The sequence below is a fragment of the Ramlibacter alkalitolerans genome, assembly GCF_016722765.1.
Taxonomy (GTDB): Bacteria; Pseudomonadota; Gammaproteobacteria; order Burkholderiales; family Burkholderiaceae_C; genus Ramlibacter; species Ramlibacter alkalitolerans.
In genome coordinates, this window is the sequence record NZ_JAEQND010000011.1 from 85,948 (window position 1) to 98,120 (window position 12,173).

General features: G+C 69.2%; 11 protein-coding genes. 6 read left to right on the plus strand and 5 right to left on the minus strand.

From position 1 onward, the window contains the following. Positions 1-90: 90 nt before the first annotated feature. Positions 91-1,461 carry an anaerobic C4-dicarboxylate transporter gene (locus JI746_RS19545; protein ID WP_330893040.1) on the plus strand — a complete coding sequence of 457 codons (1,371 nt, stop codon included), beginning with the start codon at positions 91-93 and terminating at the stop codon, positions 1,459-1,461. 157 nt (positions 1,462-1,618) lie between these two features. Here the strand turns inward: JI746_RS19545 and ychF are convergent, their stop codons facing one another. Further along, the gene (ychF, locus tag JI746_RS19550) at positions 1,619-2,713 is read right to left on the minus strand and encodes a redox-regulated ATPase YchF (RefSeq protein ID WP_201691950.1); all 1,095 of its coding nucleotides are present in this window, start codon (positions 2,711-2,713) and stop codon (positions 1,619-1,621) included. Positions 2,714-2,774: 61 nt separating this feature from the next. Beyond that, a complete protein-coding gene (locus tag JI746_RS19555) occupies positions 2,775-3,635 on the minus strand; it encodes an MOSC domain-containing protein (protein ID WP_201691951.1) in 861 nt (286 codons plus the stop codon). A gap of 64 nt (positions 3,636-3,699) precedes the next feature. On the opposite strand from JI746_RS19555, the gene JI746_RS19560 reads away from it, so the two are divergent. Genes JI746_RS19560 through JI746_RS19575 form a run of 4 tightly spaced genes read left to right on the plus strand, consistent with a single transcriptional unit; the run spans position 3,700 to position 8,442 of the window. Beyond that, positions 3,700-4,830 carry an FAD-dependent monooxygenase gene (locus tag JI746_RS19560; RefSeq protein ID WP_201691952.1) on the plus strand — a complete coding sequence of 377 codons (1,131 nt, stop codon included), beginning with the start codon at positions 3,700-3,702 and terminating at the stop codon, positions 4,828-4,830. Further along, positions 4,827-5,600 (plus strand): DsbC family protein, encoded by a 774-nt coding sequence (locus JI746_RS19565; protein WP_201691953.1) that lies wholly within the window; start codon positions 4,827-4,829, stop codon positions 5,598-5,600. Before JI746_RS19560 ends, JI746_RS19565 begins: the two co-directional genes overlap by 4 nt. Further along, positions 5,597-7,354 (plus strand): M61 family metallopeptidase, encoded by a 1,758-nt coding sequence (locus JI746_RS19570; protein ID WP_201691954.1) that lies wholly within the window; start codon positions 5,597-5,599, stop codon positions 7,352-7,354. Before JI746_RS19565 ends, JI746_RS19570 begins: the two co-directional genes overlap by 4 nt. After that, positions 7,333-8,442, plus strand: coding sequence for a DUF3108 domain-containing protein (locus JI746_RS19575; protein WP_201691955.1), 1,110 nt, complete (start codon positions 7,333-7,335; stop codon positions 8,440-8,442). The genes JI746_RS19570 and JI746_RS19575 overlap by 22 nt, the downstream gene beginning before the upstream one ends. 142 nt (positions 8,443-8,584) lie before the next feature. Here JI746_RS19575 and paaK read toward each other — a convergent pair whose 3' ends face one another. The 3 genes from paaK to JI746_RS19590 form a co-directional block, all read right to left on the minus strand. Beyond that, positions 8,585-9,880: a phenylacetate--CoA ligase PaaK gene (gene paaK, locus JI746_RS19580; protein ID WP_201691956.1), complete on the minus strand. Its 1,296-nt coding sequence runs from the start codon at positions 9,878-9,880 to the stop codon at positions 8,585-8,587. Continuing rightward, on the minus strand, positions 9,877-10,314 hold the full coding sequence (gene paaI, locus JI746_RS19585; protein ID WP_201691957.1) for a hydroxyphenylacetyl-CoA thioesterase PaaI: 438 nt from the start codon (positions 10,312-10,314) through the stop codon (positions 9,877-9,879). Before paaI ends, paaK begins: the two co-directional genes overlap by 4 nt. Before the next feature lie 83 nt (positions 10,315-10,397). Further along, the gene (locus tag JI746_RS19590) at positions 10,398-11,201 is read right to left on the minus strand and encodes an enoyl-CoA hydratase-related protein (RefSeq protein WP_201691958.1); all 804 of its coding nucleotides are present in this window, start codon (positions 11,199-11,201) and stop codon (positions 10,398-10,400) included. Between the two features lie 100 nt (positions 11,202-11,301). Here JI746_RS19590 and JI746_RS19595 point away from each other — a divergent pair, with 100 nt between their 5' ends. Beyond that, a complete protein-coding gene (locus tag JI746_RS19595; RefSeq protein ID WP_201691959.1) occupies positions 11,302-12,081 on the plus strand; it encodes an enoyl-CoA hydratase in 780 nt (259 codons plus the stop codon). The last annotated feature ends 92 nt before the right edge of the window (positions 12,082-12,173 follow it).

The window sequence follows — 12,173 nt, forward strand, 5'->3', positions numbered from 1 at the left end:
AGCTGAAACGGCCAGGGCAGCACGTCGACGTCCCCTGAAGGGCTGCAGACCGGAAGCCGGCGCCGATGTCCTTCAACAACACACGGAACCGTGCCCCGGCCTCCGGGGGTGGACATCGTCATGCTCTTCGCGCTGGAACTCGCCATCGTCCTTGCCTGCCTCTTCTACGGCGCACGCAAGGGCGGCATCGCACTCGGGCTGCTGGGCGGCCTGGGCCTCGTCATCCTGGCCTTCTTCTTCAAGCTGCCACCGGGCAAGCCGCCGGTGGACGTGATGCTCACGATCGTGGCGGTGGTCGCCGCGTCGGCCACGCTGCAGGCCTCCGGCGGCCTCGACGTCATGCTGCAGGCGGCCGAGAAGCTGCTGCGGCGCAACCCCAGGTACGTCTCGATCCTGGCGCCCTTCACCACCTGCATCCTCACGATGCTGTGCGGCACCGGCCACGTCGTCTACACGATGCTGCCGATCATCTACGACGTCGCGATCAAGAACGACATCCGGCCCGAGCGCCCGATGGCCGCCGCCTCCATCGCGAGCCAGATGGGCATCATGGCCAGCCCGGTCTCGGTGGCGATCGTCTCGCTGGCCGCCTTCCTCGCCAAGGCGCCGGTGAACGGCGAGGTGATCAGCTTCGTGACGCTGCTGTCGATCTCGATTCCCGCCACGCTGCTCGGCGTGCTCGCGATCGGCATCTTCAGCTGGTTCCGCGGCAAGGACCTCAGCCAGGATCCCGAATTCCAGGCCCGCATCGCCGACCCGGAGAACCGCGCGCGCATCTACGGCAACTCCACCACCCTGCTTGGCAGGAAGCTCGCCACCAGCCAGTGGGCGGCCATGTGGATCTTCCTGGGCAGCATCGTGGTGGTCGCCCTGCTCGGTGCCTTCGACACGCTGCGGCCGCTGTCCGGCGGCAAGCCGGTCTCCATGATCCTCACCATCCAGATGTTCATGCTCACCGCCGGCGCGCTGATGGTGGTGCTGACGAAGACCGATCCGGTCGCGATCGGCAAGAGCGAGGTGTTCCGCGCCGGCATGATCGCCGTGATCGCCGTCTTCGGCATCGCGTGGATGGCCGACACCGTGTTCGAGTGCAACCTGCCGCAGCTCAAGGCCTCGCTCGCCGACACCGTGAAGACGCATCCCTGGGCCTACGGCCTGGCGCTGCTGCTCGTCTCGAAGTTCGTCAACTCGCAGGCGGCCGCGATCAGCGCGCTGGTGCCGGTGGCGCTGGCCATCGGCGTGCCGCCCGGCTACGTGGTCGCCTTCGCCGCCGCCGCCTACGGCTACTACATCCTGCCGACGTACCCGAGCGACCTGGCGACGATCCAGTTCGACCGCTCGGGTACCACGCGCATCGGCAAGTACGTGATCAACCACAGCTTCATCCTGCCGGGGCTGATCGGGGTGTTCACGTCGTGCGTGGCGGGGTTGATTTTCTCCACCCTGCGCGGGCTGGTCTGAGAACGTAGGCTGGTGGTGACCGCGCGCAACGCGCGCCGGAAACCCCAGCGCTATCTGCGGGCGCCGGGATCGCTGGGGTTCCGGCGCTCTCGCGCGTCACCGCCAGCCTACCGCGTGCCCGCATCCCCGGCCGCACGACGCGGCCCGCGCTCCGTGCTCAGACGTTGAACAGGAAGTTCATCACGTCGCCATCCTTGACGACGTAGTCCTTGCCTTCGCTGCGCATCTTGCCCGCGTCCTTGGCGCCCTGCTCGCCCTTGAAGGCGATGAAGTCCTCGTAGGCGATGGTCTGGGCGCGGATGAAGCCGCGCTCGAAGTCGGTGTGGATCACGCCGGCGGCCTGCGGCCCGGTGGCGCCGACCGGGACCGTCCAGGCGCGCACTTCCTTCACGCCGGCGGTGAAGTAGGTCTGCAGCCCCAGCAGCTTGAAGGCCGCGCGGATCAGGCGATTCAGGCCCGGCTCGTCCTGGCCGATCTCGGCCAGGAACATCTTCTTGTCCTCTTCCGCCATCTCGGCGATCTCGGATTCGATCTTGGCGCAGATCACCACCACGGGCGCGTTCTGCGTCGCTGCGTACTCGCGCAGGCGATCCAGGTGCGGGTTGTCGTGATAGCCGTTCTCGTCGACGTTGCCCACGAACATCGCCGGCTTGGCCGTGATCAGGAACAGCGGCCTGAGCAGCGCCTTCTCGTCTTCGGTGAGCGGCAGCGTGCGCACGGGCCGGCCTTCGTTGAGCGCCTGCTGCACCTTGGGCAGCACCTGCACCATCTTCGCCGCTTCCTTGTCGTTGCCCGACTTGGCGGCCTTGCTGTAGCGGGCCAGCGTCTTGTCCACCGTGCCCAGGTCGGCCAGGCACAACTCGGTCTGGATCACCTCGATGTCGGAGACCGGATCCACGCGACCCGCCACGTGCACGACGTTCGGATCCTCGAAGCAGCGCACCACGTTCACCACGGCATCGGTTTCGCGGATGTGGGCCAGGAACTGGTTGCCCAGGCCTTCGCCCTTGCTGGCCCCGGCCACCAGTCCGGCGATGTCGACGAACTCGACGATCGCCGGCACGATGCGCTCGGGCTTCACGATATCGGCCAGGGCATCGAGGCGCGGGTCCGGCAGTTCCACCACGCCCACGTTGGGTTCGATCGTGCAGAAGGGATAGTTCTCGGCGGCGATCCCGGCCTTGGTCAGGGCATTGAACAAGGTGGACTTGCCCACGTTGGGCAGCCCCACGATCCCGCACTTCAAACTCATGTCAGTTCCCGCAAACGAAGGCGGAAAGTGTATGCGATGGGCCGCCGGGCGGCCCAGGCTCCTAGAACCGGATCGTGGCCGCGACCGGCTGCCCGACGCGCAGCGTGCGGTCGACGCCGGTCACGATGATCGCGTTCATCGCGAAGGTCACGGCCCCATCCAGCACCGGATCGCGGCGGTAGCCCTGCAGGGTGTCGCCCACCGCGTGGCCCGTCTGCGCCGTGGCCGGGTCGACGTCCGGGATCGTGCAGCGCGAGCACGGCTTGACGGGCCGCAGCTGCACCTCACCGTCGTCGGCCGCGATGCGGATCGCCTCCAGCCGGTCCTCGTCGTGCGCCTCCAGCCCGGACAGCACGATGTTGGGACGGAAGCGCTCGATTCCGACGTCGCCGTGCCCGGCCGCGGCGAGCTTCGCATTGAGCAGGTCCAGCGAGGCGGTGCTGGTCACCAGCAGCGGGTAGCCGTCCTGGAACTGGTTGGGCGCCTCCGCGTCGCCGGTCCATTCCCGGCTGGCCAGCCGGCGCTGCTCCGGATCGAAACGCACCAGCCGCAGCTTGCGGCCGAGGAAATCGGAGAACCATTGCGCCGCCACCGCGCCCATGTCGTAGGCCTGCACCTCGTCGTCCCACACGCGCACCTTCACCGGCTCTTCCACGGTGTCGATCTGCAGGTGCAGCGCCAGCATGCCGGGGGCGCGCAGCACCACGTCGCTCAGGCGGATCTGCGGCCGGACCAGCGCCATGCGCGGCAGCTCGCGCTGGCTGACGAAGGTGCCGTGCTCGTCCACCACCATCCAGGCGCGGTCGAGGTCGAAGCCGGTCTCGGTCAGCAGGGCCTCGCGCACTTCGATGCCGGCGCAGGACTTCACCGGGTACACGAACAGGCGGGCGATGGCGGCGGTCAGGTCGGGGGCGGTGCTCATGGGGCGGGAAGGGGAAGGGATGGGTTGCAGCCCGCGATTGTGCCCGCCTCCTACAATCCCCCTCATGGCCGCTCCTCTCGATGTCTGTATCCGCGGCGCGGGCATGGTGGGCCGCACGCTGGCCCTGCTGCTCGCGCGCGACCGCCTGCGCGTCGGCCTGGTCGACACGCCGCCGGCCGCGCCGCCGCATTCCGACGTGCGCGCCTATGCCCTGAACGCCCGCTCGCGCGACCTGCTGCTGCGGCTGCGCGCCTGGCCGGACGAACAGCACGCCACCGCCGTCCAGGCGATGGACGTGCGCGGCGACGACGGCGGGCGGGTGCGCTTCGCCGCCGGCGACGAGGACGTGGAGGCCCTGGCCTGGATCGTCGACGTCGAGCCGCTGCTGGCGCGCCTGGGCGAGGCGGTGCGCTTCCAGCCCCAGGTGGAAGTGCTGCCGCAGCCGCGTCCGGCGGCTCTCACCGTCGTGTGCGAAGGCCGCACCAGCGCCACCCGCGACGAATTCGGCGTCAACTTCGACGTCACCTCCTATCCGCAGCGCGCCATCGCGGCGCGGCTGGAGTGTGAAAAACCGCATGGTGGCGTGGCGCACCAGTGGTTCGAGGAGGGCAACGTCCTGGCGCTGCTGCCGCTCGGCGGGGCGCAGGGGAACTCCGTGGCCCTGGTCTGGTCCGTACAGGAGTCGCGCGCGGACGAGCTTCTGGCCCTGTCGGCGGAGGATTTCTGCGCCCGCCTGGCGGCGTGTTCGGGCAGCGAGCTGGGTCGCATGACGCTGGCCACCGAACGCATGGCCTGGCCGCTGCAGCGAGCCCAGGCCGACCGCTGGTGCGGCCCCGGCTGGGTGCTGGCCGGCGACGCGGCGCACAACGTGCATCCGCTGGCCGGCCAGGGCTTGAACCTCGGCCTGGCGGACGCGGAAAAGCTCGCACAGGTGCTGCACGAGCGGGAATACTGGCGCAGCCCCGGCGACGTGAAGCTGCTGCGCCGCTACGAGCGATCGCGCAAGATGGACGTGCTGGCGATGGCCTGGACCACGGACGGACTGCAGCAGTTGTTTGCGCAGCCCGCCGAACCCTGGGCCCTGCTGCGCAACTGGGGCATGCGGGGTTTCGACCACAGCGGCCCGGTCAAGCGCTGGGTGGTGCGGCAGGCCATGGGGCATGCCACGAATCAGTTGAGAACGGGAAGAACATGAAATCGAATGCGATCCGCGGCACGCTTGCCGCCGTCCTGGCTGCCGTCGCGCTCCTCGCCGTCGCCGCCCCCGGCGACAAGGCACCGACCGTGGCCAACGCCGCCACCCAGGTCACCAAGGAGCAGGACCAGCTGCTGCGCAAGAATCTCACCGAGCGGCTGCCCAGCATCGGTCGCATCGACGAGATCAGCCGCACGCCCATGCCCGGCCTGTTCGAGGTGCGCGTGGGCACCGACCTGTTCTACACCGACGCCGACGGCGCCTACCTGCTGCAGGGGCAGATGATCGACACCAGGGCGCGCAAGAACCTCACCGAGGAGCGCATGGACAAGCTGCTGGCGGTGGACTTCGACTCGCTGCCGACCAAGGACGCCTTCGTCATGGTGCGCGGCAACGGCAAGCGCAAGCTGGCCGTGTTCGAGGATCCGAACTGCCCCTACTGCAAGAAGTTCGAGCGCGACCTGTCGAAGATCGACAACGTCACGGTCTACATGTACCTGTACCCGATCCTCGGTCCGGATTCGACCAAGAAGTCGCGCAACATCTGGTGCGCCAAGGACAAGGCCAAGTCGTGGTCCGACTGGATGCTGAAGAACGACACGCCGGGCGACGCCGAGGCGAGCTGTGACGTCACGGCCCTGAGCCGCAACCTCGAATTCGGCAAGAAGCACAAGATCACCGGCACCCCCACCCTGATCTTCACCGACGGCTCGCGCGTGCCCGGCGCCATCGGCACCGCGGACATCGAGAGGATGCTGGCGGCCAAGTGATCGCTGCGCGCGCGGACGGCCCGCATTACCGGGTCGAGGCGGTCGATCCCGCCGCCCACCTGTTCCACGTCACCCTCACGATCGCGCAGCCCCAGGCGGGGCAGCGCGTTTCGCTGCCGGCGTGGATCCCGGGCAGCTACCTGGTGCGCGAGTTCGCGCGCCACCTGCAGAGACTCGCGGCGCGGCAGGACGGCAAGCCCGTCCCCGTGCAGCAGGTCGACAAGGCCAGCTGGCAGGTCGACTGCATGCCTTCGAGCCCGCTGGTCCTCACCTACGAGGTCTACGCCTTCGACAACTCCGTGCGGGCGGCCTGGCTCGATACCCAGCGCGGCTTCTTCAACGGCACCAGCCTGTGCCTGCGGGTGCACGGCCAGGCCCAGGAGCGGCACGACCTGGAACTGGTCGCGCCGCGGGCCTACCCCCACTGGGAAGCGGCCACCGGCCTGGAGCCGCTGAAGACCGGCAAGCGCGGCTTCGGCACGTATTGCGCGGAGAACTACGACGAACTGGTGGACTGCCCGGTGGAGCTGGGGCCCTTCTTCAGCGCGGAGTTCCGGGCGTGCGGGGTGCCGCACCGCATCGTGATCGCCGGCGCCACCGAATCCCTGGACGCGGACCGACTGGTGGCCGACACGCAGAAGATCTGCGAGGCGGAGATCCGCTTCTGGCACGAGCGCCGCAAGCCGCCCTTCAAGCACTACGTCTTCATGCTCAACGCGGTGGACGACGGCTACGGCGGCCTCGAGCACCGCAATTCCACCGCCCTGATCTGCTCGCGGCGCGACCTGCCGCGCGTGGGCGAGGCGCGCACCGGCGAGGGCTACACGACGCTGCTGGGCCTGATCAGCCACGAGTACTTCCACACCTGGAACGTCAAGCGGCTGCGGCCGGCGGAGTTCGCCCACTACGACTACGCGGGCGAGAACTACACGCAGCTGCTGTGGTTCTTCGAGGGCTTCACCAGCTACTACGACGACCTGTTGCTGCGTCGCGCGGGGCTGATCGACGACGCGACCTACCTGAAGCTGCTGACCAAGACCGTGAACCAGGTGCAGCAGACGCCCGGGCGCGAAGTGCAGTCGGTGGCGCAGGCGAGCTTCGACGCCTGGGTCAAGTACTACCGCCAGGACGAGAACACGGCCAACGCCACGGTCAGCTACTACACCAAGGGCTCGCTGGTGGCGCTGTGCTTCGACCTCACGCTGCGCCTGGAAGGCCACACGAACCTCGACGAGGTGATGCGCGCGCTGTGGCTGCGCTGCAAGGCAGGCCCCATGGCGGAGGCGGATTTCGCCGCCGTGCTGAAGGAACTCGGTGGCCGCGCCTTCACGCGCGAACTGGGCGCGTGGGTGCACGGCACGCGCGAGCTGCCGCTGCGCGAGCTGCTGGAGCAGCACGGCATCACGGTGATGGAAGAGCCCGCGCAGATGCAGCAGCGCCTCGGGATCCGGGTGGGCGAGTCGCAGGGTTCGGTGGTGCTGAAGAACGTCCTGCGCGGCGGCGCCGCGGAACAGGCCGGCTTCGCCGCCAACGACGAATGGCTCGCGGTCGAAGTCGCCGGCACGGCATGGCGGCTGGCCAAGCTGGACGACCTGCTGCTCTACGCCGGCAGCCACCGCAAGGTCACGGCCATCGTCGCCCGCGACCGGCGACTGCTGCGGCTGGAGCTGGCGATCCCGTCCGGCATCACCACCTGGCGGCTGGTGCTGCGCGATCCGGCACAGGCGCAGGCGTGGTTCGGCCCGCAAAACTGACCCTCGCCCTGCTGGCGTTGCTGGTCGGGCTGGCGCACTTCGCCTCGCTGGAATGGCTGGCGCGGCAGGCCGACGCGATCTCCGGGCTGACGATCATGGCGCCGCCCATGTACACGCGCATGCTCAGGCCCGCGGCCCCGCCGCCGGTGGTGGCGGTGACCTTGCCGGCGCCCGTCCCCAAGCCGCGCGCAGCGGCCGCGCCCAAGCCACGGCCGGCGGCGTCCAGCGCGAAGGAGCGCCCCGAGAAGAAGCCGCAGGAGCCGCCCGTGGAGCCGGTGGCGCAGCCAGCGGAGCCTGCCCCCGCGCCGCCGGAGGACGTCGTGGCGCAGGCGCCCGAGCCGCCGGCGTCCGCACCCGAGGCGGCGGCTTCGGCACCGCAGCCGGCCGCCTCCGCAACCGTGGCGGCGGCGAGCGCACCGGCCGGCGAAGCCGCAGCGCTGGACCAGTGGCCCACCGACACGCGCCTGACCTACGACGTCACCGGCGAGTACCGCAACCCGGTCTCCGGCACCGCGCACGTGCAATGGCAACGGGACGGCAGCCGCTACCAGGTGCGGCTGGACGTGACCATCCGCGTCGTCGTGCCGATCACGCAGACGCTCACCAGCCAGGGCGAAGTCACGCCCGCGGGCCTGATCCCGCGGGCCTACGAGGAGATGCGCACCGGCGGCAAGCGGCGCGTGACGCAGCTCGGCGACCAGGTGGTGGTGCTGGGCAACGGAACGACGGTGCCGCGGCCCGCCGGCGTGCAGGACACGGCGAGCCAGTTCGTGGAACTGGCGCAGCGTTTCGCGACCGGTCGCGACGTGCTCGCCGTCGGCCGGACCGTGAAGATGTGGCTGGCGCGTCCGGGCGGCGTCGACGAGTGGACCTACGACGTCACCGAGCGCGAGGTGCTGTCGCTGCCGCTCATGGGCGACGTCGAAACCTTCCATCTGAAACCGCGCGCCCTGGTCAACCCGCGCGGCAACATCACCGCCGAAATGTGGTTCGCGCCCAGCCTGCAGTACCTGCCGGTGAAGATCAAGGTGATCATGGGCACCGAGGCCTGGCTGGACCTGGTGGTGGACCGGATCGAGCAGCGGTGAATCCGGGCCGCAGACATCCAGAACATCCAGAACGCAAAGGCCGCAAAAGTACGCAAAAACCGCAAAAGGACATCCATCGAGGAAGTTTCCTTTTGCGGCTTTTGCGTACTTTTGCGGCTTCTGCGTTCCGGTTGTCCGCCTTCTACAGCCGCCGCTGATCGACCACGCGCTTGGCCTTGCCCATGCTGCGCTCGATGCCGCCCGCGGGGCGCACGTCGATGTGGGCCGAGGTTCCGATGTAGACCTTGATCTCGTGCGCCAGGCGCTCCGCCGCCGAGCGCACGTCTTCGTGTTCGGGCGGCAGGCCGGCGCCCGCTTCGACGGCCACCGTCAGGTGGTCCAGCGGGCCCTCGCGCGTCAGGATGCACTGGTAGTGCGGCGCCAGCACCGGCTGCTTCAGGATCAGTTCCTCGATCTGCGTCGGGAAGACGTTCACGCCCCGCACGATCATCATGTCGTCGCTGCGGCCGGTGATCTTCTCCATGCGCCGCATGGTGCGCGCCGTGCCGGGCAGCAGCCGCGTGAGGTCGCGCGTGCGGTAGCGGATCACCGGCAGCGCTTCCTTCGTGAGCGTCGTGAACACCAGCTCGCCGAATTCGCCATCCGGCAGCGGCTCGCCCGTGTCCGGGTGCACGATCTCGGGATAGAAGTGGTCCTCCCAGATCGTCGGCCCGTCCTTGGTCTCCAGGCACTCGTTGGCCACGCCGGGGCCGATGACCTCCGACAGGCCATAGATGTCCACCGCGTCGATCGCCAGGCGGCGCTGGATGTTCTGCCGCATGTCGTTGGTCCACGGCTCGGCGCCGAAGATGCCCAGGCGCAGGCTGCACTCGCGCGAGTCCAGCCCCTGGCGCTCGAATTCGTCGGCGATCGCCAGCGCGTAGCTGGGCGTCACCATGATGATGTCGGGCCGGAAGTCGTGAATGAGCTGCACCTGGCGCTCGGTCTGGCCGCCGCCGAAGGGCACCACCGTGAGCCCGAGCTTCTCGGCCCCGTAGTGCGCGCCCAGCCCGCCGGTGAACAGGCCGTAGCCGTAGCTCACGTGCACCAGGTCGCCCGGCCGCGCACCGGCGGCGCGGATGCTGCGCGCCATCACGTGCGACCACATCTCGATGTCGCCCCGCGTGTAGCCCACCACCGTCGGCTTGCCCGTCGTGCCGCTGGAGGCGTGGATGCGCACGCACTGCTCGCGCGGCACGGCGAACATGCCGAAGGGATAGTTCTCGCGCAGGTCCGCCTTGGTCGTGAAGGGGAAGTGCCGCAGGTCCGCGAGGCTCCTGAAATCGTCGGGATGCACGCCGGCGGAATCGAACTTGCGCCGGTACGCCGGCGCGTTGCGGTAGGCGTGCCACAGCGACGCCTTCAGGCGCTTGAACTGCAGCGAGCGGAGTTCGTCGACGCCCGCCTTCTCGATGGGCTCCAGCGGGAAGGTGTTCATGCGCCCTCCGGGATCACCGTGCCCTGGATGCTGGTGCTCTTGCCGCGGAACACGGCGATCACCTCGCCGCGCTGGTTGCTCACGCGCATGTCGTAGACGCCGTGGCGGCCCTGCAGGACCTGCTCCACGCCTTCGCAGGTGAGCACGTCGCCCAGGTGCGCGGGCTTGAGGAACTCGATGCTGCAGCCGGCTGCGACGGTCACCTTGTTGTGGCTGTTGCAGGCGTAGGCGAAGGTCGAATCCGCCAGCGTGAAGATCAGGCCGCCGTGGCAGATCCGGTGGCCGTTGAGCATTTCCTCGCGCACCGTCATGCGCATGCGGGCGCGCCCCGGCTCGCAGGCGAGCAGTTCGATCCGCAGGAAATCCCGGCACGCGGCGTCGGCGGCGAACATGGCCTCGCCCACTCGGGCGGCCAGGGCGGCGGGCGTCAGCATGCCGGGCTCCGCCGGGCCGCCCCGAGGAGGCCGAGTCCCCCTCGGGGGGGCAGCGGGCGCAAGCGAGCGTGGGAGGCCATTCCTCACTCCCCCTTGAACTGCGCGGGCCGCTTCTCGAGGAAGGCCGTGACGCCTTCGAGGTAGTCGTGCGTGCGGCCCAGGGCCGACTGCGTGGCACGCTCCAGATCGAGCTGCGCATCGAGCTCGCTGGTCGCCGCGGCACGCAGCAGCTTGCGCGTCTGCACCAGGGCGGTGGTGGGCATCGTGGCCAGGCGTTGGGCGATCCTGACGGCCGCTTCCACGCAGTCCTGCCCCTCGGGGGCCACGTCCCAGATCATTCCCCACTCCTTGGCGTCCTGCGCGGCGACCTTGTCGCCCAGCAGGGCGCAGCCCATGGCCCGCGCCAGCCCCAGCTTCTTGACGAGGAACCACGAGCCGCCCGCATCCGGAATCAGGCCGATCTTGCTGAAGGCCTGGATGAAGACGGCGGAAGAGGCTGCGATGGCCAGGTCGCAGGTCATGGCGAGCGATGCGCCCGCGCCTGCGGCGACGCCGTTCACCGCCGCGATGGTCGGCACGCGCAGCTCCATCAGCTTGCGCACCGTGGGGTTGAACAGTTGCTCGATGATCGGGCCGGGATCCGCGCGCTCGACGCGGTTCGGCCCCGGGCTGACGTCGAACTCCGCGAGGTCGGCCCCGGCGCAGAAGCCGCGGCCCGCGCCGGTGATCACTGCCGCGCGAATGGATTTGTCGCCAGCGATGCGATCGAGCGCGGCACGCAGTTCCTCGTGCATCGCGCGCGTGAAGCTGTTGAGCGCCTGCGGGCGATTCAGCGTGATGAGGGCGACGCTGGCGCGCGCCTCGAACAGGACGGTGGGTTCGCTCATCGTGGTCTCCTTCCCGGGCGCCGAATCTATCACCCGCGCTGCGCGCGTCCGGGGCACGGTTTCCCTTGGTTATAGTCGCTCCAACATAGAGGAGGTCGCCATGGCATACGAATTGATCCAGGTGCGCACGGAAGCGGACAAGGTGGGCGTGCTCACGCTGAACCGGCCCAAGCAGCTCAACGCGCTGAACAACCAGCTGATGGACGAGCTCGGCGCCGCGCTGAAGGCCTTCGACGCCGACGAGGCGATCGGCTGCATGGTGATCACCGGCAGCGAAAAGGCGTTCGCCGCCGGCGCCGACATCGGCGCGATGGCGAGCTACGGCTTCGCCGACGTCTACAAGGGCGACTACATCACGCGCAACTGGGAGACGATCCGCAGCGTGCGCAAGCCGGTGATCGCCGCCGTCAGCGGCTTCGCCCTGGGCGGCGGCTGCGAGCTGGCCATGATGTGCGACTTCATCATCGCGGCGGACAACGCGAAGTTCGGCCAGCCCGAGATCAAGCTCGGGATCATCCCCGGCGCCGGCGGCACGCAGCGCCTGCCGCGGGCGATCGGGAAGGCCAAGGCCATGGACATGGTGCTGACCGGCCGCATGATGGATGCGGCCGAAGCGGAACGGGCCGGCCTCGTGAGCCGCGTCGTGCCGCTGGAAAAGCTGATGGAGGAAACCCTGGGCGCCGCGCTGCAGATCTGCGACTACTCGCAGCTCGCTGTGCTCGCGGCCAAGGAATCGGTCAACCGGGCCTACGAAGGCGGCCTGTCCGACGGCGTGATGTTCGAGCGCCGCCTGTTCCACGCCCTGTTCGCCACCGAGGACCAGAAGGAAGGCATGGATGCGTTCGTGAACAAGCGCAAGGCGGCGTTCAAGCACCGGTGAGCCCGCTCCCGTGCGCCCGTGGACCGAAGAGCCTGCCAGGAGCAGCGGGCGACGGCTGGCGCACTCCGCCGGGATTCCGAATTCCTCTATAA

What these genes read in the sequence shown, in the direction of transcription:
- JI746_RS19560 (WP_201691952.1), top strand. Translation starts at nt 3,700, where the DNA reads ATGGCCGCTCCTCTCGATGTCTGTATCCGCGGCGCGGGCATGGTGGGC.
- paaI (WP_201691957.1), bottom strand. Translation starts at nt 10,314, where the DNA reads ATGCTGACGCCCGCCGCCCTGGCCGCCCGAGTGGGCGAGGCCATGTTC.
- JI746_RS19595 (WP_201691959.1), top strand. Translation starts at nt 11,302, where the DNA reads ATGGCATACGAATTGATCCAGGTGCGCACGGAAGCGGACAAGGTGGGC.
- ychF (WP_201691950.1), bottom strand. Translation starts at nt 2,713, where the DNA reads ATGAGTTTGAAGTGCGGGATCGTGGGGCTGCCCAACGTGGGCAAGTCC.
- JI746_RS19555 (WP_201691951.1), bottom strand. Translation starts at nt 3,635, where the DNA reads ATGAGCACCGCCCCCGACCTGACCGCCGCCATCGCCCGCCTGTTCGTG.
- paaK (WP_201691956.1), bottom strand. Translation starts at nt 9,880, where the DNA reads ATGAACACCTTCCCGCTGGAGCCCATCGAGAAGGCGGGCGTCGACGAA.
- JI746_RS19590 (WP_201691958.1), bottom strand. Translation starts at nt 11,201, where the DNA reads ATGAGCGAACCCACCGTCCTGTTCGAGGCGCGCGCCAGCGTCGCCCTC.
- JI746_RS19565 (WP_201691953.1), top strand. Translation starts at nt 4,827, where the DNA reads ATGAAATCGAATGCGATCCGCGGCACGCTTGCCGCCGTCCTGGCTGCC.